Here is a 20,223-nt window from a genome sequence, read left to right as displayed (position 1 = left end):
CCGGGATGTCGCAACCGCAGAAATTGCGGTTGCACCCCAGGGGGAAACGCGGTTCCATTGACCCATGGCAGAGTGCCGTGACGGGTCCCGATTTGACTGACCAGACGCGGCTTTGCTCAACAGTCGCGATCCCGCAGTTTTTTTTGCGCGTGACATCAAAGGATCACACTGGCTTGGTAGTGGGATCGACAAAAGACAACACAATATAAGGAATACGCCTGTGACCAGCGATATCGACTCCGACTCCTATGATTGGCTTGAGGCTGAGCTGCAGGACACTTTGGACGAGGATATCGAAATTGAATTTGCCGAACCGATGTTGTCCATGGAGCTGCGCAAGATCTACCGCGAACAGCACCCGGAGATGTTGGATCGCAAAGTCTATTTCCGCAACCTGCTGCGGCTTCAGGCAGAGCTGATCAAGCTGCAGGATTGGGTGGTGGAGACTGGTGCCAAGGTGCTGGTGATCATGGAAGGGCGCGACAGTGCCGGCAAGGGCGGGGTGATCAAGCGGATCACCCAGCGGCTCAATCCGCGGGTGGCGCGGGTAGTGGCGCTGCCGGCCCCCAGCCGACGGGAGCAAAGCCAGTGGTATTTCCAGCGCTATGTGCCACATCTGCCTGCGGGCGGTGAGATCGTGTTGTTTGACCGCTCCTGGTACAACCGCGCCGGGGTGGAACGGGTGATGGGCTTTGCCGACGACGACCAGGTGGAAACCTTCTTTCGAGATGTGCCGGAATTTGAACGCATGCTGGTGCGTTCAAACACCATCGTGTTGAAATACTGGTTCTCGATCACCGATGAAGAGCAGCAGCTGCGATTCATGATGCGCATTCACGACCCGATGAAACAGTGGAAACTGTCTCCGATGGATCTGGAAAGCCGCATCCGCTGGGAACAGTATACCACCTCCAAAGAAGAGATGTTTGAGCGCACCAACATCCCCGAGGCGCCATGGTATATCGTTGAAGGCAACGACAAAAAGCGCGAACGCCTGAACTGCATCGAGCATCTTTTGAGTAAGATCCCCTATAAAGAGGTGAGCAGCGAAAAAGTGTCTTTGCCGGATCGGGAGTATAATCCTGATTATGAACGCCGGGTGCTGCCGGATGAGCTGTATGTGCCAAAAATCTACTAAGATCTAAGGTCATAAAGGCAAAGGGGGGGGCTCCCGCCAGCTTAGCGACCTTCTGACGAAGGCCCCACACTGTTGGGCCTGGCGCTGTGCCTGAGGGCACAGCGCAGGGGCGCCTAAGGTGAGGTTTCGATATTGGCCAGAAACCGTTGCATGTAGGTGATAAACTGGGCGGTCTCTTCGGGGGTGAATCCTTTTAACAAATCCTGCTGACGTTCCAGCGCGCGGGGCAGGATTTTGCCGTGAAGATCCTGGCCTTTTGGGGTGAGGCTCCAGGACTTGCGCCGCTCATCTCCGCTCTGGGCCTCAGACTGTGCCAGCCCGGTGCTTTCGAGCCGCTGCAAAGACCGGCTGACGGCGGCCTTGTCGATGCCTGTAAGGCGGGCCGCCTGGGCGACAGAGCAGCCAGGGCTGCGGGTCAGCATCACCAGCATACGCCAGTCCATCACGCCGATGCCAAATTCGGCCTGATAGGCGCGGGTGGCTTCCCGGGTCAGCCGGTTGCCGGCAAAGGTCACCAGCACAACAGGGCTGTTGCGCAGGCTCAGCGTTGGCGCCGCTGGATCTTCCGCGCTGCCGGTGGCGGTGACCAGGAACATATCGTCAGGCAGGGATTGTCTCTCACTCATGGCTCCATCTTAGAGCTCACGTGTTGACATGACAACTCACTCACCTTTCAGTGAAGACATGCACAACAAGGGGGCGGTGATGGAGCGGGCTGAACGGTATGATATTGACCTTGATCGGTTTTGGCAGGACCCCTATCCCGACCTTGCCCAGATGCGAAAGCGGGCTGCGGTGGTCTATGTGCCGCAGCTGCAGGCCTATTTGATCACACGCCGCGACGACATTTTTCACCAAGAAAAGAAAGTGGCGGTTTTCTCCTCCGAGCAGCCGGATGGGTTGATGGTCCAGTTGATGGGCGAGAACATGATGCGCAAAGATGGCGACGCGCATATGCAAGAACGCCGGGCGATTTTCCCCACGGTCTCTCCCAAAACGGTGCGTGATCACTGGTTGGCGCAGTTTCAGACCCTGACCCAGGATGTGCTTGCGGAGCTGGTGCCCCAGGGCGGCTGTGACCTGGTGCGTGACTACGCGATGGTTGTCTCGGGTGAGGCGCTGAAGCGGATCACCGGGCTGACCAATTTGACAGCTTTTGAGATGGATCAGGTCAGTCAGCATATGATTGATGGCTGTGCCAATTATGCAGGCGATGCCGATATTGAACGCCGCTGCCACGCAGCAACCGACAGGATTGATGCCTGCATCAGCGCCAGGCTGGCGCAACCTTTGGATCCCGAAGATCGCTCTCTTTTGGCGGTGCAGCAACGGGCAGGGCTCAAGGATGCGGCGATACGGGCCAATATCAAGCTTGCCATCTCTGGCGGCCAGAATGAACCACGCGATGCCATTGCCGGCACGGTCTGGGCCCTGTTGCGCCACCGCGACCAGCTGCAACAGGTTCTGTCGGGGCAGATTTCCTGGATGCAGGCCTTTGAGGAATACGCGCGATGGATTTCTCCCATTGGGATGTCGCCGCGCCGGGTGGCACAAGAATACCAACTGCAGGGGGCGACCCTGCTGCCAGAGGATCGGGTGTTTTTGATGTATGGCTCGGGCAATCGGGATGAACGCATCTTTGAACGGCCCGATGCCTTTGATTTGCATCGCGATTGCGCTGCCGCGATTTCTTTTGGGGCCGGGCCGCATTTCTGCGCCGGGGCCTGGCTGTCCAAGGCGCTCATCAGCCAAGTGGCGCTGCCGATGCTGTTCGAGGCGACGCAGGATCTGCGCCTTACAGGAGATACCCAGTTCGGCGGCTGGGCCTTTCGAGGACCAATCTCAGTTCCGGTTACCTGGTCCGTCCCGCCAAACTGAGCGCCCAGCCGGTGAGCGGATCCGGGCAAGGGGTGAGGTCCGCAATTTGAAACCCGGCAGTCGCGGGGAGCAATACGGGCAAGGCTCGGGGAAAGAAGGAAAAGGTCCCGAGGTGACATATGCCTTGAGCGCAGGGGGGCAAGGCGCGCCTAATAACTAGGGGGTGCGCTATGTCACCTCGGGTAGAGCCGGGTGTTCCAAATCCGGCTGCAAGCACATGGGCGGGGAAACCCAGAGGTGTCGCCCAATGCATCCAGTATAGAACCTGTGTGAAAAAAATACACGCTTAAGTTTAGCTGTAGGGGGTTTTTTGCCTACAGGCTGAAAAGACAGGCCGTCACGACTTTGCTCAGCAAGCAAAGCGGGTGCGTCCATGGTGCTAAGCGGCCTGCGCGGAAGGGCGGTAGACGGGATAGCTGGCGGTCTGGATAAGGGGTGCTAGAAATGACAAACCCCCGAGCCATGGCGCGGGGGTCATCAACTTTGTGTCCAGAAAAGAACTGGAAGCCAAAAAGGCCGATAGAAGGAGCTTAGAGCATACCTTCGCGCTGTGCTTTCTTACGCGCCAGTTTACGGGCACGGCGGATCGCTTCAGCTTTCTCGCGCGCTTTTTTCTCGGACGGCTTTTCGAAATGTTGCTTGAGCTTCATTTCGCGGAAGACGCCTTCACGCTGCAGCTTTTTCTTCAGAGCGCGGAGCGCCTGATCGACATTGTTGTCACGAACACTAACCTGCATGTGGTTTTCACCACCTTTCTAGATAGAGTTGCAAGGATTTGCAGGAAGTGGCCATATAGCAAAGCTCCTGTATGTTGTCTAGTACTGTGATATCAGGGCGCGACTCCCCAGATACCGGGGGCCTCATCACTTTCATTTCGGGAGATCCCCCATGAGCAGCCAGGAAAATCAGACAGACCAGCCGAGCGATCTGATGAGCCAATTGCTGGATGCAGCGCTGCTGCATGTGGTGTTTGATGGCTGGTCCGAGGCAACATTTGAGGCGGCGATTGCCGACACCGGCACCAATCCGGTGCTGGCGCGGGCGATCTGCCCCCGTGGCGCGGTGGATCTGGCCCTGGCCTATCACCGGCGCGGTGATCAGATGATGTTGGCGCGTCTGGCGCAGAGCGACCTGTCGGCGCTGCGGTTCCGTGACCGAATCGCTGCCATGGTGCGCTATCGGCTAGAGGTGGCCGACGATAAAGAAGCGGTGCGCCGGGGGGTGACGCTGTTTGCTTTGCCGCAACATGCCGCAGCGGGGGCCAAGGCCGTTTGGGGCACTTGTGATGCGATCTGGACAGCGCTGGGCGACGCCTCGGATGATCTGAACTGGTACAGCAAGCGCACCATTCTGTCGGGGGTCTATTCCTCGACGCTGCTGTACTGGCTGGGGGACGATAGCCCTGACCATCAGGCGACCTGGGAGTTTCTGGACCGGCGCATCGACAACGTGATGCAGTTTGAAAAGGTAAAGGCAGGCCTGCGCAAAAATCCTTTGCTCAAGCCGCTGCTGGCGGGGCCTGAATGGCTGTCCTCCCAGATCAAACCGCCTGCGGCGCAGGATGATCTGCCGGGGCGCCAGGACTAGGGCCAGGGGCCTGGAGGCGGGGTAGGTTTAGGCCTGAATTCAGCGCCATCGGTTTGTGACGCAGGATCCGGCTGGGCTTTGCCCGGCAAAGCGATCAGGGTAGCGTGCAAATCAAGATAGCGGCCGGAGCTGACCACCGGACCACAGCAATAAGGAAATCCAGATATGAGCGACACAATGCGTGCCATTGAAATCTCCAGCCCCGGCGGGCCAGAGGTGTTGACCCTTTGCCAACGGCCAATGCCGCAGCCAGCGCATGGTCAGGTGGTGCTGAAAGTGGCCTACGCAGGGGTCAACCGTCCGGATGCGCTGCAACGGGCCGGGGCCTATAACCCGCCTCCCGGTGCCAGCGATCTGCCAGGGCTGGAGGCTTCAGGCGAAGTTGTCGCCCTGGGTGCTGGGGTCACCGGATTGGAAATTGGCGACCGGGTCTGTGCCCTGTTGCCCGGCGGCGGTTATGCCGAATATGTGGCAACCCCGGCGGCGCATTGCCTGCCCATCCCGGGTGGTATGAGCCTGAAACAGGCGGCCTGCCTGCCAGAGACCTGTTTCACCGTCTGGTCCAATGTCTTCACCCGTGGCGGACTAAAAGCGGGCGAGCGGTTTTTGGTGCACGGTGGATCATCGGGCATTGGCACCACGGCGATCCAGCTGGCCACTGCGCTGGGCGCGCGGGTTTTTACCACCGCCGGGTCGGATGAAAAATGCCAGGCCTGTCTGGATCTTGGCGCCGAGCGGGCGATCAACTACAAAACCGAGGATTTTGTCGAGGTGCTGCGCGCGACGGGCGGTGCTGATCTGATCCTCGATATGGTGGGCGGCGACTACATTCCCCGCAATATCAAGACCCTCGCCGATGATGGCCGCATGGTGCATATCGCCTTTCTGTCCGGTCCCAAAGCCGAGCTGAACTTTGCCCAGATCATGGCCCGGCGCCTGACGGTGACAGGATCCACCCTGCGGCCACAAAGCGATCTGGCCAAGGCGCGCATTGCCCAGGATCTGTTCGAGGTGGTCTGGCCGCTGATTGAATCCGGCAAACTGGCACCGGTAATGGACAGCGAATTCCCCCTGGAGGAGGCCGCCGCCGCCCATGCCCGGATGGAAAGCTCAGGCCATATCGGCAAGATCGTGCTGAAGGTCGCTGGAAGCTGAGTTCTGAAACTTTCCCCGCGCAGGCCACCAAGGTTTGGCTGCGCGGGGGAGCTTTTGATCTGTTGGGGGCCGCCTACCTAGCTGTTGGACATGACCCAAAGCGTTCGCAGGAGCAATGGGATCTGTTGGGCGATGGTGGCGAAGGCCAGCCCTCCCATTAGGATCGCAAACAAATTCAGCGCTGATAGGGTCCAAAAGGCCCAGCGAAACTTGTTCCACATACGGGCGGCAATCTGATTGCATGTGAACAGTAGAATCACCGCAAGCCAGTACAGAACTTGGCGCTGGCTGCTGTGCTGCAACGTCGTTGTGAGGATGTAGGAACTGACCCAGGGCAGTGCAACGTTCAGAAGCACGAGCCAGGCAACCGGCTTGTGCCAGGAATCACCGAATAGGCGCAAAAACCGCATCCTTTAGCGAACAGTCCTTGATCACGTCACGCCCGCAGGGCACGGGCTGCAGGTCGCGGGACAGGCACAGGCGGACCTCCTGGATGTGGTGATCACGGCAGGTCACGGTGACGCTGTCGGCATCAAACTGCGGGTTGGCTTGCAAAAACGCCTGTTCCACCAATGTGGCAGGCAGGGTCACGGGGCGCTCCAGCTTGCGAAAGATTTCCGGCCGGTTGACGCTGTCATAGGCCGTGCGTGACAGGTCCAGATAGGCCCGCGCGCTGAGGCCGGAACAGGTGCCGTGTTTTTTCCACTGGTGCCAGGCCAGACCGGGAGTCCCCATGATATCAGCCATTTGTGCAGTATCACTGCGCCGTGGTGGGGCCTCGGCGGTGTTGCAATAGGAGGGCCAGCCGCGATGGAACTGCGGCCAGAGCCCGTGCAGGGTCCAGCCATAATCATGGCGCGGATCACATTGATCGGAGTTTTTGGCATCGCCTTCGATCTCGCACCAGTTGGGCGACCAGCTGAGCGCCAGTACGTAATAGTCAAACTCACCCGCCTTGTCGCCCTCTGCCCAGGCGGCGGGGGCAAATACCCCGGTGAGAGCCAAAATAGCTGCGAACAAGAACCTGTGCATCGCCTCTTTCCTTATGAAAACAGCGCGACTATATAGGATTGAAGTTCCCCGACAATGGAAACCGACCCCAAATCACCGGGGCAGCCTAATTCAGGCGGCGGGAAAGTTGTATGTTGGGACAGGGTGCAGTTTAGGAGATGAGCACATGGCAAAACCATTGATGGCCAAGGCAACCGCTGTGTGGCTGGTGGACAATACAACGATCAGCTTCAAACAGATCGCGGATTTTGTTGGCATGCACGAATTGGAAATTCAGGGCATTGCGGATGGCGATGTGGCCACTGGGGTCAAAGGGTTTGATCCGGTGACCAACAATCAACTGACCCAGGACGAGATCGATAAGGCCGAGGCCAGCCCGCTGTACAAGCTGAAGCTTAAATTCAACGCTGCAGCGGCTGGTGAAGAAAAACGCCGTGGCCCGCGCTACACGCCCCTGTCCAAACGCCAGGACCGGCCCAACTCGATCCTCTGGCTGGTAAAGTTCCACCCGGAACTGTCGGATGCGCAGATTGCCAAACTGGTAGGCACCACCAAGCCGACGATCCAGTCGATCCGCGAGCGCACCCACTGGAACATCTCCAACATGCAGCCGATTGACCCGGTTGCTCTGGGTCTGTGCAAACAGTCCGAACTGGACTCGATTGTACAAAAGGCCGCCGCCAAGAAGGCTGCCGAAGGCGGCGTGATGAACGATGATGAGCGCCGTAAGCTGGTCTCCACCGAGCAGTCTTTGGGGGCGGAGGCCGAACCCAAGATCCCTGCCGGGATTGAAGGTCTCGAAACCTTTACTCTGGGTGGCGGCAATGAGCGCCCCTCGGCTGATCCTATGGTCGATGCGGATAGCTTCTTTAACCTTCCCGATGCGGATGACGAAGACGACGAAGACAATTCGGATGACCCACGCGGTTAATCGTATCTGCTCTGATGCGCAGAGGTTCAAAGGCCATGCCCCCTGGGTGTGGCCTTTTTTGCTGCCCGGTTTGCGTGGCTGGCGCCGGTGGGGAAAGGTCATTGTGACCGAAACAATAATCTCTTTGTTTTTGCGCCTGACCGCCCCTAGTTTCACACTGGATCAGCTACAGGAGAGCGCAAAGTGAACCAATATGCAGGCACGAGCCCCAGCCTGGGGCGCAATCAGCCGCTGTGTGATTTGCGCAGTGATACAGTGACCCGACCGGATGCAGGTATGATGGCGGCAATCGCTGCGGCGGATCTTGGCGATGACGTCTACGGCGAAGACCCGTCCGTCAACCGGTTGGAGGCCCTGCTTGCCGAACGTCTGGGCAAAGAGGCTGGGCTGCTGCTGCCCACCGGCACCCAAAGCAATCTGGTTGCGCTGCTGGCCCATTGTGGGCGCGGCGAAGAAATTCTGGTGGGCGTCGATTACCACGTCAACAAATATGAGGCCGCCGGGGCGTCGGTGCTGGGGGGCATCGCGCTATGCCCTTTGCCGATCCAAGAAGATGGCAGTTTGCACCCGGATGCAATTGCTGCTGCCGTCAAACCCGATGACAGCCATATGGCGATCAGCCGGTTATTGTCGCTGGAAAACACCCATAACGGCCAGGTTGTTTCGTTGGCGCAGACCCAAGCCGCCGCCGATGCGGCGCGCCGGGTGGGGCTGGCGGTTCATCTGGACGGGGCCCGGTTCTTTAACGCAATCGCGGCGCTTGGATGTGCCGAGCAGGATCTGGCCCAGATCCCTGATACCATTTCGATCTGTCTCTCCAAAGGTCTGGGCACACCTGCAGGATCGGTTCTGGTGGGCCCCAAGGATCTGATCAGCAAGGCGCGCCGCTGGCGCAAGATGCTGGGCGGCGGCATGCGGCAGTCCGGGCTGCTGGCGGCGGCGGGGCTATATGCGCTGGACCACAATGTCGCCCGTCTGAGCGAAGACCACGCGCGGGCCGCAGCTCTGGCCGCAACGCTTGGGAACCTGCAATCTGGCGCGGTAACCCAGGCCAGCAACATGGTCTTCTTTACCCCCGGCGACGGGCGCAATATGGATCTTCAGGCGCATCTGGCCGAAAATGGCGTGGTGATTGGCACCGGGGAAACCGGGCCGATCCGTTTGGTGCTGCACCGTGATGTCAGTGACGCAGGGCTGGAACTGGTGACCCAGGCTGTGCAACAGTTTTACGGCTGACACCCCGACAGGTCTCACCGGTCGTCGGCATCGTACTGTTCTGATTTCAGAGCTGTTTACGGGCTTTGAGCGCGGCAATGATTGTACCGTCATCCAGATAATCCAGCTCGCCGCCAATTGGCACGCCCTGTGCCAGGGTGGTGAGCTGGACCCGATCCTCCAGTTGGTCGGCAATGTAATGGGCGGTGGTCTGGCCGTCGATGGTGGCGTTGAGCGCCAAAATGACCTCGCGCACGCCTTCGCTGGCAACCCGGTCCACCAGTCGCGGAATACGCAGGTCTTCGGGACCAATGGCATCCAGCGCCGACAGGGTGCCACCCAACACATGGTAGCGGCCTTTAAAGCTGGCGGCGCGCTCCATCGCCCAAAGATCCGAGACCGTTTCCACCACGCAGATCTCCCCGTTGGCCCGCCGCTCATCGGTGCAGATGCCGCAGATGTCACGGGTGCCGACATTGCCGCAGTTCAGGCATTCGCGCGCGCTGGTCGCCACCTGTCCCAGACTTTCGGCAAGCGGCGTAAGCAACAGCGCCCGTTTGCGGATCAGATGCAGCACCGCCCGACGGGCTGAACGTGGCCCCATGCCCGGGAGTTTTGCCATCAGAGCAATCAAATGCTCGATCTCGCTGATGCTGTCGTCGTTCATGTCTTGGGTCCTTTGCGATTGCTGCATATAGGCGCAAAGCACCCCGGCGCTGCAAGACCCATGGTGCAACCGCGCGGGCTTTGTTTCCGGGTGTGGTCAAGATCAAGACAGATAAGGCGGGCAAGGCGGGAAACCTGCCTCAATAGGGTTCCGAATCAAGGGCAAATGGGCGCAGCCAGACCCGGCGAAGCCCTGAAAAGCCCCAGCAACAGCGGTTTTAGTCAGGTAGTTTCTGCCATTTGCGTAAAAGGTCGAAAAAAACTTTGGCACCAGAGGAGGCGGGCAGGCTGGGCAAAGAACAGGTAAGGCGCCAGAAAACGACCGCAAGTTGGGCAAAAACGCAGATTTTGCCATATTTTTAGCAAGATAGGCGCTGCTCAGGGGCAATCACCATTTTTGATTGCAGAGGCGCTAAACAGCCTTGGACGTATATTCACCCTTGAAAAAAAATCGACCTCCGCGCATATAGGCACTGCTAACGTTTTTCTTTTTCGACCCACTGTCTCCCGTTTACGGCGTTCAGTCTTCGATCCAGACCTACAACGCCGGGCTGCCGCACCAACGCGGGCAGCATTTAATAGGAGATTACGGACATGGCTTCAGGCACCGTAAAATGGTTTAACTCGACCAAAGGCTTCGGCTTCATTGCACCCGATGGTGGCAGCAAAGACGTATTTGTTCACATTTCTGCTGTTGAGCGTTCCGGTCTGACCGGTCTGGCCGACAACCAGAAAGTGACTTTTGACATCGAACCCGGCCGCGACGGTCGTGAGTCCGCTGTGAACCTCGAACTGGCGTAAGCCTTTTTCGAGCCAGAATTTTGAAAACGCGGTCTTCTTTGGAGGCCGCGTTTTTCTTTTGCGCTTGGCCCTGCGGACACAGGGTCAAAGCCGCAGACAGACAAAAGGCGACCCCTGAGGGCCGCCCTTTGAGCTAGGGTCATGTGCTGCGCAGTTAGAAGGGCAGCTTGATATCCTTGGGCAGGCCCATGCTTTCGGTCAGGTTGGTCATTTCTTCCTGTGCCTTCAGCGCCGCCTTGGACTGGGCATCCTTGATCGCGGCCAGGATCAGATCCTCGACAACTTCTTTGTCATCCCCGGAAAAGATCGACGGGTCAATATCGAGCTCTTTCAGCTCACCCTTGGCCGAGGCCGTGGCTTTGACCAGGCCAGCCCCTGCTTCGCCCACCACCATGACATTGTGCAGTTCTTCCTGCATCTCTGCCATTTTGGTCTGCAGTTCCTGTGCTGATTTCATCATCTTGGCCATATCGCCAAGCCCGCCGAGGCCTTTGAGCATCTGTCTTCTCCTAAAAAGTTCTGTTGGGACCTAAATACGAAGCCAGGGCCAGGCGCACAAGGGTAAGCGCGCGATTAAAGGGGTGGTGCTCCTAAGGCCTGCGAGACTGCGGCGCGGTGCGAAACCGGTCGCGATAGGCACCGGGGGTGAGGCCGGTGACGGCTTTGAAGGCGCGCGAAAAGGCTGGCAGATCCGCATAGCCGACGGCCCAGGAAATCTCGGCAACCGTGGCGGTGCTTTGCTCCAGCCGGTTGCGGGCTTTTTCAATGCGCAGGCTTTGCAGGTAGGCCGCAGGAGTATAGCCGGTGGCTCGGTCAAAGTGGCGGCTGAAGCTGCGCAGGCTCATACTGGCAACCTTCGCAAGGTCGGCGCTGGCCAGGGGCGCGGCAAGATTCTGGTCCATGTGGCGCTGGGCCTTCAGAATGCCGCTGTTGCCATGGCTGCGGTTGGGGCGAAAGCTGGAGTAATGCCGCTGCGCCCGCCCGGCCGGATCGACCAGTAGGTGCCGCGACAGCTTTGACACCATACTTGGCCCATACCATAGCCCGGCAAGGTGCAGCCCCAGATCCAGCCAGGCCATGAGCCCGCCGGCGGTGATCACATCGTGATCATCAATCAGGATCTCTTCTGCCTGCAGGTCGACCTGTGGAAACCGTGTCTGAAACTCCTGCTCTAATGCCCAATGAGTGGTGGCGGGACGTCCCTGCAACAGGCCAGCAGCGCCCAGCCAAAAGGCGCCGGCACAGACCGAACAGGCAATCGCCCCGCCGTGGTGCTGGGATTTGGCCCAATGGGCCAGCGGGTCCTGCGGGCTGCCACGCTGTTGTTCCAGCGAAGGTGGGAACACAAAGGCGGTGAAGCTTTGCTTGGGCAGGGTGGCGGTGCTCACCAGGGTGATCTCTGGCCCGGGCACATCCGGGGCCAGGCGCGGCACCAGCGAAAACAGATCCGCCAGCCCCCAAAGCGCGGATTTCTGCACGCCGGGGTAATCAACCAGCGCAAGGGAGATATTTGGCAGTTCCTGCATATCTATTGTCGTACGCGCCAATGTGTTTTGCAGTCAAGTCCGGGCAATCCTGAGACCATGAAATCAAAAGGAGGCTCAAGATGAGCAAGACTGCATTACTGTTGGTGGATATTCAGAACGATTACTTCCCAGCTGGCGACTGGGAGCTGCATGGGATGGAGCAGGCGGCGGAAAATGCCGCGTCTCTGCTTGCCTCGGCCCGTGAGGCTGGTCAGATGGTGGTGCATATCCGCCATGAAAACCCGTCGCCCGAGGCACCGTTCTTTCGCGCGGGCAGCCACGGGGCTGACATCCATAGCGCCGTTACCCCCACCACAGGTGAGCCGGTTTTGACCAAGGCGCGGCCCAATAGTTTTGTCGACACGGGCCTGTTGGATCTATTGCAAGAGGCCCGTGTTGAGGCGTTGACCCTTTGTGGCGCCATGAGCCAGATGTGCATTGATGCGACAGCGCGGGCGGCGCGTGATCTTGGCTTTGACGTTACTGTGGCAGAAGATGCCTGCGCCGCGCGGGCCATGGTGTTTGGTGGTGTCGAGCTGAGCGCCCAGCAGGTCCATGCGGCCTTTATGGCGCCTCTCGCCATGAGCTATGCGCGGGTCGTTTCAACCGCTGAGGTCCTGAAGGCCCGATAGCCGCCTGACGCGCTGCGATCCATCCCTCGGACCGTAACCTGCGCGGGCAGGAGGTTGCCGACGGCAACCTCTTGGCCCTGCTGTCGCAGTTTAACTGCGCTGCGGCGGCGGGGGCGGCCGGAACAGGACAGGCCAGAACAGTGCAGCACAGGGTTAGTCCTCTTCAAAGGGATCCCATTCGTCTTCCACCTCTGGCAGGGCTTCGGCTTCGACTTCGGCGGCCAGTTCCTGTGCGGTGCGGATGCGGGTGATCTTGGCCTTGGGAAAACTCTCCAGCACGGCCTGCACCAGCGGGTGTTCGCTGGCCTTGGCGCGCAGGGCGTTTTCGGCGGCGTTTTCCAGCTCGGTAATGGTATCGCCACCGCCGTCATTTGCCAGCGAGATGATCCAGCGAGCCTGGGTCCAGTTTTGCAGCTGTTGCCCCAGTCTGGCGGCCAGATCCTTGGGGGCGTCCGCCGTTGGCTGGATGGCAATGCGCCCGGGCTGATAGGAAACCAGACGCAGATAGGTTTTTACATATTCCAGCAATAACCCGTCGCGGCGCTGGCGGATCAGATCGACCACATGCTCAAAGCTTGGGTAGCGGGCGAGGGCCTGAAGGGTTTCTGGCGCCAGCGCTGTTGCGGTGCCGTTGCCACCCTGCGCAACCGGCGCGCCGTGAGGCGCGCCACCGGATGCCATGGGCGCTCCGTCAGGAGCGCCGCCGCCCGCCGCAGGCGCACCCATGCCCTGCATGGGGCCAGAACGCCCTGTGCCAGAGCCGCCTGTGCCATAGCCAGTCGTCGCCATTCCACCGCCGGGGCCACCGTTAGGGGGCGGCGGAGGCGTGTCCTGCAATTTGCGGATCAGCTCTTCCGGGCTGGGCAGGTCGGCCACATGTGTGAGGCGGATCACCGCCATTTCAGCCGCCATCATCGCATTTGGTGCAGCGGCGACTTCTTCCAGTGCTTTCAGCAGCATCTGCCACATCCGGGTCAGAACCCGCATCGCCAGGGCCTCTGCCATGTGCTGGCCACGGGCGCGTTCATCCGGGCTGACGGTGGGGTCTTCTGCCGCGTCAGGGGTGATTTTCACCACTGAGACCCAGTGGGTGATCTCGGCCAGATCGCGCAGGACCGCCAGGGGATCAGCGCCTTCGGCATATTGCGCGCCCAGCTCTGTCAGGGCACCGGCGGCATCGCCGCGCAGGATCATGTCCATCAGATCCAGCACCCGCCCCCGATCGGCCAGACCCAGCATGGCGCGCACCTGATCGGCGGTGGTTTCGCCGGCGCCATGGGAAATGGCCTGATCCAGCAGCGAGGTGGCATCGCGCACCGAACCTTCGGCGGCGCGGGTGATCAGGGCCAGGGCATCCTCGTTGATCTCGGCGTTCTCAGCAGTGGCGATCTTGCGCATCAGGGCGATCATCACTTCCGGTTCAATCCGGCGCAGATCATAGCGCTGGCAGCGCGACAGCACGGTCACCGGCACCTTGCGGATCTCGGTGGTGGCAAAGATGAATTTGACGTGGGCGGGCGGCTCTTCCAGGGTTTTCAACAGCGCATTAAAGGCGCTGGTGGAGAGCATATGCACCTCATCAATGATGTAGATCTTATAGCGAGCGGATGCGGCGCGATACTGGACCGAATCGATGATCTCACGAATGTCGCCGACGCCAGTGCGGCTGGCGGCATCCATCTCCATCACATCAACATGACGGCCTTCCATGATGGCGGTGCAATGTTCGCAGACCCCGCAAGGCTCGGTGGTGGGCTGACCGGTGCCATCGGGGCCGATGCAGTTCATCCCCTTGGCGATGATCCGTGCCGTGGTTGTTTTCCCGGTGCCGCGAATACCGGTCATGATAAAGGCCTGGGCGATGCGGTTGGTTTCAAACGCATTTTTCAGCGTCCTGACCATGGCGTCCTGGCCAACGAGATCGGCAAATGTCTCGGGGCGGTATTTCCGCGCCAGGACTTGATACTGAGGCTGGCTGCTGTCGCTTGTGCTGTCGTTCATAGGTCTCTTGCCGGATTCGGAAGGCGGGATCGCGTCCGGGCAAGGTACGCGGGCTGGCGGGCTTCGTCCACCGCTGTTGACCAACTGGGGTTCGGCAGGTCAGAGTTTGGGGGCGGTGCCTGATTTTGTGCCGGGTGCTGGCCCTTGTGGGGGGCGGTTTTGCTGAGTTGTGCGGCCCCTGTTTTCAACCAGCTTTTTAACAGGGGGTGGGCTCGTGCTGCCTGGGTTGTTTGATATGAGTATGCCAATGTCCAAAAACACCGGATTTTGTAGGCGCTGCCTGATACCATCTGCCTGCGCGGCCGGACAGCAGGAAGGGGCGCGGCATGAATGATCACCTTGCTGACCAATCCGTACGATCCCTGACCCTGCATGCCCTGAGTGTCGCGGATGGCATTCTGGCGCTGTGTCCGCTGCCGGGCAGCGGTGGCGACTACAGGGGAGACATGGATCATCTGCATGACTGGCAGCCAGGACTGGTGATCTCGATGACAACCGAAGTCGAACATGTGGGCGCGGGTGCCGCGCCTTTGGGGCAGGATTTTCAGGCCATGGGGTCGCGTTGGATCCACCTGCCCTTGCCGGATTTTTCTGCCCCGACCAAAGCGATGCTGGCGCAATGGCCCGAGGTCAGCACGCTGGCCCTGCAGGCGTTGCGGGGCGGCGGCCGGGTGCTGGTGCATTGCAAGGGCGGCTGCGGGCGCTCCGGCATGGTGGTATTGCGTTTGATGATCGAAGCTGGGGAAGACCCCGACAAGGCGCTGCGCCGACTGCGTGCTGTGCGCGCCTGTGCGGTCGAGACCGAGGAACAGATGACCTGGGCGCTGGCCGCTGCAAAACGCGCCGGGACACGGAAAGCCAGAAACAAATAAGAAGGGCGAGACGCCCTCCTTAATGGCTTCGACGATGCCGGGGCTACAGGGCAGGGTGGACGGTTTGCGCTGTGGTCTGTTGAGGCAGGGGTTTTGGCAGGGCCTCACCCATGGCGCAGGGGGGCTGATGCAGTTTGGTGGTGGAAAATGCCCGGCTGTCTGGTTGGAACAGGGTATCAGCAAACAGATCCAGGGTTGCTGTATCAGCTGCTTCGCTGACGTCACAAAACACCCGAATGCGGTCATGGCTGGCAATGAACCGGGCTGGGCAATGACGGGCGCAGCCATCCAGCAGACTGTCTCCGCAGAGCTCAAATTCGGCGGATGTCACCGGGCGGGCCTTATCCAATGCCCCGGCAAGCGCCGTGAGCATCCGGCTCAGGGCCGGGCAGGGTTTGCCCAGGTGCATACAGATGCTTTGGGAAAAGTGATGTGTTTCTTTGGTCGTTGTCTGGTCCATCGCTGTCATGATGCGCCCTCCGCGCGCTGGCGGGGAAATCAGTGGCGCAGGCATGAGACCGGGCGGGGCGTCGCCCACATTCACCTCATGCACTCGCCCGGACTCCCCGTCCAGTTTCGAGTTACATTGGTGATGGCAGGTCTCCTGACTTGCGGGTCGATACGGTTTCGGTCCTTCCCGGCCGGGATTACATCCCTGTACCAGTGGTTTACCCGAAGCGCTCGCCGCTTACAGTTGCGGGGGCAGTCGCGGAGTTGGCAGGGCTGCAAAAGCCTGGCCGCACCGCGTTCCCTTTTCATTCTGGACGCAAGGTTATGCGTCGCAGAAACCATCTCTTAATCGCTATCGTTGACGGGTATGAGTCGTCAATCAAGAATTGAGAGCTTGGACAGGACGGCTGATATCGGCACACAGAAACCTGCAAGCAGCAGTCCAGCACGCAGAAATCCGCAGGGGCTGGCCTGCTGCTGGTCAGGGGACACTGTCTGGCAGGCTGCAACCGGGATCAGGCGCTGCGGTTTGCCCGGTCTTCGGTCAGGCTGGCAAACTCTGCCACACGTTGCTTGAAACGGGTGTTGATCTTTGAGCGCGCCAGTTTGAGCGATTGCAACAACAGACGCCCGGACAGGGTTTTGGCCTGCAGATTGACCTTCACCGAAAGACGGGTCCGCCGCGGAGAGAGCGCCAGAAGCTCAATCTGGCCCTTGCCTGACAGGCTGGGGCTCTCGCCATCAAACCCAATCAAGGTTGTGGGCTCATAGCTGGAAAGCTTCAGGTGCAATTTACGCGGTTTGCCGCGAAACTCGGTCTGGATATCCCAAGCCATGCCAACCTGAGGGGTCGGATCATCGCTCAGACGCTGTACCTCGATGCCGCGCCGGATTGCCGACCGTTCAAAGCTGGCAAAATCGGAAATTGCTTCAAAGACTTCAGCCAGAGGCGTGTCGACGTCCTCTTTACTCGTTAATTCCATGATATGCCGCCTGACCTGTCGTCAGCCCTTAGAGAGTAGTGTAGGATTTGGTGATAGAATAATCTCCTTAATCCAAGGTGTCCGCAAGCCAGTTTTCCAGAAGAAAATGTGCAATTGCTCCTTTTCGCGCCGGTTTGATGACAGGGTGTTCTCCTGCAAAGACAGTCATCATATCCTGACGACTGACCCAGATTGCATCTTCGATTTCCTTGGGGTCGATGGTGATGTCGCGGCTGGTGGCCCGACCGCTGCAGCCAAACATCAGTGACATGGGAAAGGGCCAGGGCTGACTGGAGAGATAGCCAACCTCAGCCACAGAAACGCCTGTCTCTTCAAATACTTCCCGCCGCACGGCAGCCTCCAGTGTTTCTCCGGGTTCCACAAAGCCAGCCAGCAGCGAATACATGCCCTCTGGCCACCCAGGGGATCGCCCCATCAGGACGTCATCGCCATGGGTGATCAGCATGATGACAACCGGGTCGGTGCGGGGGAAATGCAGCGCTTTGCAGCTGGGGCATTGGCGCTGCCAGCCGGCCTGCGTGACCAGGCTTTGACCGCCGCAGCGGGCACAGAACTGGTGTGACTGATGCCAGGACAGCAGGGCCTTGGCCGTGGCAGCCAGCTCTGCCTCCAGCGGAGACAGGCGCGCCATGATGCGGCGCAGCTCGGCAAGGACATAGCCTGCGGGCAGGTCCGGGTGCTGTTGTTCGCTGGTATCGGCAAAACTGGCCAGGGCCATTTCATCCAGGGCGTCCGGCTGCCAAGTGCCAAGGTCGCAGGCAAACCGTTCTGCCCCGTCAGGGCTGGCGCCAAGATAGAGCGCCGCGCTGCGGTATTCCATGGCCACGGGGTGGCTGGAGGCAATCCAGGCCAGACCATCTGGCCCGCGATCCGGGTCAGAGCGCTGGCTGAGAACCTTGCCGCGCCAAGTCATCAGAACCTGCGTTTCCGGGGCGGCCCAGGCGGTCTCCAGTGCGGAGGGATCTTCTCGCAGCTGCGCTTTGCGATCCAAACCGCCGCCACCGCCAAAGGTTACCTGTTCTGCTCGTTTCATCCACCGCTCCCCGCATTGACTGTGATGCCAGAGACACGGGGGCCTATCCCGCGATCTGGCGCATTTCTCCAAAGTGATGACGCCTTGGCGCACGAAATACCAGAGTATCTCTGATTTATTGCGCCTCAGGGGCTGTCGGAGTGTTGTCTTGACTTTGGTTGCGCTGGGGCTAGCTCCCCTGCAACTTGGTTAATTTTTCTTAAAGATGATGTGTTTGAAGGCTTTGCAAATTTGTGAAACGCTGTTTCAAATGGGTGGCGGTTCTCAGAAGGGGGGCTGGTGAAGCAAGAGATTGGACCAAGCAGTGACAGCTGTGATATCAGCACAATGACAGATTTGGCCTCTTCCAAATCCGAAGCCTCCGGCGTGTTGCGCATTCTTGCGACAACGGATCTGCACTGTAACCTTCTCAGCCGAGATTACTACGCGGACCGCGAGGACCCGGGCGTTGGCCTGTCGCGCCTGGCCAGTCTCATTTCGGACGCCCGCAACGAGGTCCAGGCTCAGGGGGGTGCGAGCCTCTTGCTGGACAACGGGGACGCTTTGCAGGGCTCGCCGATTGGGGAAACCGCCCTGAAGCTCGACCCAGAAAGCTCCGCCCCCTGCAGCGCTGCCGTGCATCCTTTGATGTCAGCCTTTGCGGCATTGAACTATGATGCCTTGGGGCTGGGCAACCATGATTTCAATTTTGGCCTGCCGGTGCTTGAGGATGTATTGAAAGATGCACCCTGTGCGGTGGTATGCTCCAACATGTCTGCGGTTTCGCCCGGTCGCGCGCTTCCCTTTGTAAAAACAAAGATTATCGAACGGCATCTGGCTGCGCTGCCCGAGGCGCCAGGTCTGCGGATCGGAATTCTGTCGGTGCTGCCTCCGCAGACGATGATTTGGGATGCGGATTTGCTGGAAGGCGAGGTTCAGGTCCAAGACATGGTACGGGCTGCCGCAGCCAGCGCCGCAGAGCTGCGGGCGGCGGGATGTGATCTGGTCGTTGCCTTGGCGCACACCGGGGTTGGCGGGGAGCTCTCTGTTCCGAATATGGAAAACGCCCTGCGTCCGATTGTGGCCACGGCTGGCATTGATGCGGTGATTGGTGGCCATACGCACCTGGTTTTGCCTGACCCTGAACATGCCTTTGCAAAACCCGTGGTGATGCCCGGGGCACATGGCTCCCACCTGGGGCAGATCGACCTGCACCTGCGGTATGGGCCTGACGGCTGGCAGGTGGAGACCTGGCAGGCCAGCGCCCTGCCAATTTCCCGCCGGGATGCCTGGGGCAGGCTGACGCCTCTGGTGGAGGAGGATCCGGCCCTGGTCGAGATCCTGGCAGAGGCGAACGCGCAGACCCAGGCCCGGATGAAAGAACCGGTTGGATATAGTTCCGACGCTCTGCATTCGTATTTTATTTTCTTTGGTCAGGACCATGGTCTGGCCCTGACAGCCTGCGCTCAGATGGCAGCAATGCGCCCTTTGCTGGCCGGATCCCGGGCGGGGGATCTGCCGCTTTTGTCGGCGGTGTCACCGGGCAAATTTGGCGGTCGCTCAGGGCCGGAAAACTACACGGATATTGCGGCGGGGGATCTCTGCATGCGCAATGTTGTGGATTTGCAGGTGTTCCCCAATGCTATCTGGGGCGTGACCGTCACCGGGGATCAGCTGCGGGATTGGCTGGAAATGTCTGCTGGCATGTTCAATCAGGTCACCCCGGAAAGTCGCGACACTGAGCTGATCAACCTGGAGCGCGCTGGGCATAATTTTGATGTGATATTTGGCCTGGAGTACGAAATTGATGTCTCGCAGCCACCGCGATTTTCGTCTTCTGGTCTGGTGATCAACCCGGATTCGCACAGGATCCGAAATCTGCGCTGGAACGGGGCACCGGTTATCGGCACGCAGCAGTTTTCAGTTGCGACAAACAGCTATCGGGCCAGTGGCGGCGGCAACTTCAAAATGGTGCAGGAGGCAGAGAAACTGAACCTGCCCCGGATCAAAATCCGCGATGCGATCTGCGATTACGTATCAGGACGCCTGCCCAAAGATGCCCTGGCACAGGCCGACTACCCCTGGCGGCTCAGTCGGCTTCCAGAGACACGGGTGGACGTCTATACCGGGCCGGTCGCGCGCAATTACCTGGCTGAGTTGCCCGAAGGTCTGGTTGAAGACCGCGGCGTGACGCCAAATGGGTTTCTAAAGCTCCGGCTGAGCCTTTAACCCTGCCCGCTCTGGCCAAGCCTGCTGTTGGGGTTATTTGAAAGCAAGTGAGCTGAGGAGTTGAGCAGCTGCAAACCCGCCAAGGGGCTTATGTTTGCTGCAGGCCATGACCGCA

Annotated in this window: 20 protein-coding genes and 1 riboswitch; of the genes, 10 read left to right on the top strand and 10 right to left on the bottom strand. The window is 59.8% G+C overall.

All coding sequences use genetic code 11. The features are described 5' to 3' along the window. Nucleotides 1-220 precede the first annotated feature (220 nt). Entirely contained in the window at nucleotides 221-1,138 is a 918-nt protein-coding gene (ppk2, locus tag JZI28_RS16655) for a polyphosphate kinase 2 (protein ID WP_295452202.1), read from the top strand. 113 nt (nucleotides 1,139-1,251) lie between these two features. On the opposite strand, the gene JZI28_RS16650 is transcribed toward ppk2, so the two are convergent. Continuing rightward, entirely contained in the window at nucleotides 1,252-1,764 is a 513-nt protein-coding gene (locus JZI28_RS16650; RefSeq protein WP_375698330.1) for a MarR family winged helix-turn-helix transcriptional regulator, read from the bottom strand. A 28-nt stretch (nucleotides 1,765-1,792) separates the two neighbouring features. Here JZI28_RS16650 and JZI28_RS16645 point away from each other — a divergent pair, with 28 nt between their 5' ends. Next, complete coding sequence (locus JZI28_RS16645) at nucleotides 1,793-3,016, top strand: cytochrome P450 (protein WP_375698329.1); 1,224 nt, start codon at nucleotides 1,793-1,795, stop codon at nucleotides 3,014-3,016. Nucleotides 3,017-3,546: 530 nt separating this feature from the next. Here the strand turns inward: JZI28_RS16645 and rpsU are convergent. Beyond that, the gene (gene rpsU / locus JZI28_RS16640; RefSeq protein WP_008207378.1) at nucleotides 3,547-3,753 is read right to left on the bottom strand and encodes a 30S ribosomal protein S21; all 207 of its coding nucleotides are present in this window, start codon (nucleotides 3,751-3,753) and stop codon (nucleotides 3,547-3,549) included. Between the two features lie 151 nt (nucleotides 3,754-3,904). Between rpsU and JZI28_RS16635 the strand changes: the two genes are divergently transcribed. Then, nucleotides 3,905-4,603: a COQ9 family protein gene (locus JZI28_RS16635; RefSeq protein WP_295452820.1), complete on the top strand. Its 699-nt coding sequence runs from the start codon at nucleotides 3,905-3,907 to the stop codon at nucleotides 4,601-4,603. Between the two features lie 165 nt (nucleotides 4,604-4,768). Then, nucleotides 4,769-5,758: an NAD(P)H-quinone oxidoreductase gene (locus JZI28_RS16630; RefSeq protein ID WP_375698328.1), complete on the top strand. Its 990-nt coding sequence runs from the start codon at nucleotides 4,769-4,771 to the stop codon at nucleotides 5,756-5,758. Between the two features lie 384 nt (nucleotides 5,759-6,142). Here the strand turns inward: JZI28_RS16630 and JZI28_RS16625 are convergent, their stop codons facing one another. After that, nucleotides 6,143-6,790, bottom strand: coding sequence for a ribonuclease T (locus JZI28_RS16625; RefSeq protein WP_375698327.1), 648 nt, complete (start codon nucleotides 6,788-6,790; stop codon nucleotides 6,143-6,145). Nucleotides 6,791-6,935: 145 nt separating this feature from the next. Between JZI28_RS16625 and JZI28_RS16620 the strand changes: the two genes are divergently transcribed. Both JZI28_RS16620 and ltaE read left to right on the top strand, forming a co-directional pair. Continuing rightward, nucleotides 6,936-7,700 carry a DUF1013 domain-containing protein gene (locus JZI28_RS16620; RefSeq protein WP_297340819.1) on the top strand — a complete coding sequence of 255 codons (765 nt, stop codon included), beginning with the start codon at nucleotides 6,936-6,938 and terminating at the stop codon, nucleotides 7,698-7,700. Nucleotides 7,701-7,883: 183 nt separating this feature from the next. Then, the gene (ltaE, locus tag JZI28_RS16615) at nucleotides 7,884-8,936 is read left to right on the top strand and encodes a low-specificity L-threonine aldolase (RefSeq protein WP_375698326.1); all 1,053 of its coding nucleotides are present in this window, start codon (nucleotides 7,884-7,886) and stop codon (nucleotides 8,934-8,936) included. 46 nt (nucleotides 8,937-8,982) lie between these two features. Here ltaE and recR read toward each other — a convergent pair whose 3' ends face one another. Further along, nucleotides 8,983-9,582 carry a recombination mediator RecR gene (gene recR / locus JZI28_RS16610; protein WP_375698325.1) on the bottom strand — a complete coding sequence of 200 codons (600 nt, stop codon included), beginning with the start codon at nucleotides 9,580-9,582 and terminating at the stop codon, nucleotides 8,983-8,985. A 593-nt stretch (nucleotides 9,583-10,175) separates the two neighbouring features. Between recR and JZI28_RS16605 the strand changes: the two genes are divergently transcribed. After that, the gene (locus tag JZI28_RS16605) at nucleotides 10,176-10,382 is read left to right on the top strand and encodes a cold-shock protein (RefSeq protein ID WP_009809887.1); all 207 of its coding nucleotides are present in this window, start codon (nucleotides 10,176-10,178) and stop codon (nucleotides 10,380-10,382) included. 154 nt (nucleotides 10,383-10,536) lie between these two features. Here JZI28_RS16605 and JZI28_RS16600 read toward each other — a convergent pair whose 3' ends face one another. Further along, nucleotides 10,537-10,881: a YbaB/EbfC family nucleoid-associated protein gene (locus tag JZI28_RS16600; protein WP_295452804.1), complete on the bottom strand. Its 345-nt coding sequence runs from the start codon at nucleotides 10,879-10,881 to the stop codon at nucleotides 10,537-10,539. Between the two features lie 91 nt (nucleotides 10,882-10,972). Continuing rightward, entirely contained in the window at nucleotides 10,973-11,908 is a 936-nt protein-coding gene (locus JZI28_RS16595; protein ID WP_375698324.1) for a GlxA family transcriptional regulator, read from the bottom strand. Nucleotides 11,909-11,988: 80 nt separating this feature from the next. Between JZI28_RS16595 and JZI28_RS16590 the strand changes: the two genes are divergently transcribed. Continuing rightward, nucleotides 11,989-12,540 (top strand): cysteine hydrolase family protein, encoded by a 552-nt coding sequence (locus tag JZI28_RS16590; RefSeq protein ID WP_375698323.1) that lies wholly within the window; start codon nucleotides 11,989-11,991, stop codon nucleotides 12,538-12,540. A 153-nt stretch (nucleotides 12,541-12,693) separates the two neighbouring features. Here the strand turns inward: JZI28_RS16590 and JZI28_RS16585 are convergent, their stop codons facing one another. Further along, nucleotides 12,694-14,541 carry a DNA polymerase III subunit gamma/tau gene (locus JZI28_RS16585; RefSeq protein WP_375698322.1) on the bottom strand — a complete coding sequence of 616 codons (1,848 nt, stop codon included), beginning with the start codon at nucleotides 14,539-14,541 and terminating at the stop codon, nucleotides 12,694-12,696. Nucleotides 14,542-14,867: 326 nt separating this feature from the next. On the opposite strand from JZI28_RS16585, the gene JZI28_RS16580 reads away from it, so the two are divergent. Further along, nucleotides 14,868-15,413: a protein-tyrosine phosphatase family protein gene (locus JZI28_RS16580; RefSeq protein WP_375698321.1), complete on the top strand. Its 546-nt coding sequence runs from the start codon at nucleotides 14,868-14,870 to the stop codon at nucleotides 15,411-15,413. A 43-nt stretch (nucleotides 15,414-15,456) separates the two neighbouring features. Here JZI28_RS16580 and JZI28_RS16575 read toward each other — a convergent pair whose 3' ends face one another. The 3 genes from JZI28_RS16575 to nudC form a co-directional block, all read right to left on the bottom strand. Further along, complete coding sequence (locus tag JZI28_RS16575) at nucleotides 15,457-15,882, bottom strand: hypothetical protein (protein ID WP_375698320.1); 426 nt, start codon at nucleotides 15,880-15,882, stop codon at nucleotides 15,457-15,459. Nucleotides 15,883-15,989: 107 nt separating this feature from the next. After that, nucleotides 15,990-16,221: riboswitch (cobalamin riboswitch) on the bottom strand. A 157-nt stretch (nucleotides 16,222-16,378) separates the two neighbouring features. Next, on the bottom strand, nucleotides 16,379-16,846 hold the full coding sequence (locus JZI28_RS16570) for an SRPBCC family protein (protein ID WP_295452789.1): 468 nt from the start codon (nucleotides 16,844-16,846) through the stop codon (nucleotides 16,379-16,381). A gap of 67 nt (nucleotides 16,847-16,913) precedes the next feature. After that, nucleotides 16,914-17,900 carry an NAD(+) diphosphatase gene (nudC, locus tag JZI28_RS16565; protein ID WP_375698319.1) on the bottom strand — a complete coding sequence of 329 codons (987 nt, stop codon included), beginning with the start codon at nucleotides 17,898-17,900 and terminating at the stop codon, nucleotides 16,914-16,916. A 327-nt stretch (nucleotides 17,901-18,227) separates the two neighbouring features. On the opposite strand from nudC, the gene JZI28_RS16560 reads away from it, so the two are divergent. After that, nucleotides 18,228-20,108 carry a 5'-nucleotidase C-terminal domain-containing protein gene (locus JZI28_RS16560; RefSeq protein WP_375698318.1) on the top strand — a complete coding sequence of 627 codons (1,881 nt, stop codon included), beginning with the start codon at nucleotides 18,228-18,230 and terminating at the stop codon, nucleotides 20,106-20,108. Nucleotides 20,109-20,223: the final 115 nt, after the last annotated feature.

Origin of the sequence: Pseudophaeobacter sp. TrK17, from assembly GCF_042192375.1 — a bacterium.
In the GTDB taxonomy this organism is placed as follows: Bacteria; Pseudomonadota; Alphaproteobacteria; order Rhodobacterales; family Rhodobacteraceae; genus Pseudophaeobacter.
The sequence above is the reverse complement of the archived record's forward strand: the minus strand, read 5'-3'. Positions and strand labels throughout refer to the sequence as shown.

Bases quoted from the DNA above. Each gene is read 5' to 3' on its own strand.
- JZI28_RS16650 (WP_375698330.1), bottom strand. From the start codon at position 1,764: ATGAGTGAGAGACAATCCCTGCCTGACGATATGTTCCTGGTCACCGCC.
- JZI28_RS16645 (WP_375698329.1), top strand. From the start codon at position 1,793: ATGACAACTCACTCACCTTTCAGTGAAGACATGCACAACAAGGGGGCG.
- rpsU (WP_008207378.1), bottom strand. From the start codon at position 3,753: ATGCAGGTTAGTGTTCGTGACAACAATGTCGATCAGGCGCTCCGCGCT.
- JZI28_RS16635 (WP_295452820.1), top strand. From the start codon at position 3,905: ATGAGCAGCCAGGAAAATCAGACAGACCAGCCGAGCGATCTGATGAGC.
- JZI28_RS16630 (WP_375698328.1), top strand. From the start codon at position 4,769: ATGAGCGACACAATGCGTGCCATTGAAATCTCCAGCCCCGGCGGGCCA.
- JZI28_RS16625 (WP_375698327.1), bottom strand. From the start codon at position 6,790: ATGCACAGGTTCTTGTTCGCAGCTATTTTGGCTCTCACCGGGGTATTT.
- JZI28_RS16620 (WP_297340819.1), top strand. From the start codon at position 6,936: ATGGCAAAACCATTGATGGCCAAGGCAACCGCTGTGTGGCTGGTGGAC.
- recR (WP_375698325.1), bottom strand. From the start codon at position 9,582: ATGAACGACGACAGCATCAGCGAGATCGAGCATTTGATTGCTCTGATG.
- JZI28_RS16605 (WP_009809887.1), top strand. From the start codon at position 10,176: ATGGCTTCAGGCACCGTAAAATGGTTTAACTCGACCAAAGGCTTCGGC.
- JZI28_RS16600 (WP_295452804.1), bottom strand. From the start codon at position 10,881: ATGCTCAAAGGCCTCGGCGGGCTTGGCGATATGGCCAAGATGATGAAA.
- JZI28_RS16595 (WP_375698324.1), bottom strand. From the start codon at position 11,908: ATGCAGGAACTGCCAAATATCTCCCTTGCGCTGGTTGATTACCCCGGC.
- JZI28_RS16590 (WP_375698323.1), top strand. From the start codon at position 11,989: ATGAGCAAGACTGCATTACTGTTGGTGGATATTCAGAACGATTACTTC.
- JZI28_RS16585 (WP_375698322.1), bottom strand. From the start codon at position 14,541: ATGAACGACAGCACAAGCGACAGCAGCCAGCCTCAGTATCAAGTCCTG.
- JZI28_RS16580 (WP_375698321.1), top strand. From the start codon at position 14,868: ATGAATGATCACCTTGCTGACCAATCCGTACGATCCCTGACCCTGCAT.
- JZI28_RS16575 (WP_375698320.1), bottom strand. From the start codon at position 15,882: ATGACAGCGATGGACCAGACAACGACCAAAGAAACACATCACTTTTCC.
- JZI28_RS16570 (WP_295452789.1), bottom strand. From the start codon at position 16,846: ATGGAATTAACGAGTAAAGAGGACGTCGACACGCCTCTGGCTGAAGTC.
- nudC (WP_375698319.1), bottom strand. From the start codon at position 17,900: ATGAAACGAGCAGAACAGGTAACCTTTGGCGGTGGCGGCGGTTTGGAT.
- JZI28_RS16560 (WP_375698318.1), top strand. From the start codon at position 18,228: ATGACAGATTTGGCCTCTTCCAAATCCGAAGCCTCCGGCGTGTTGCGC.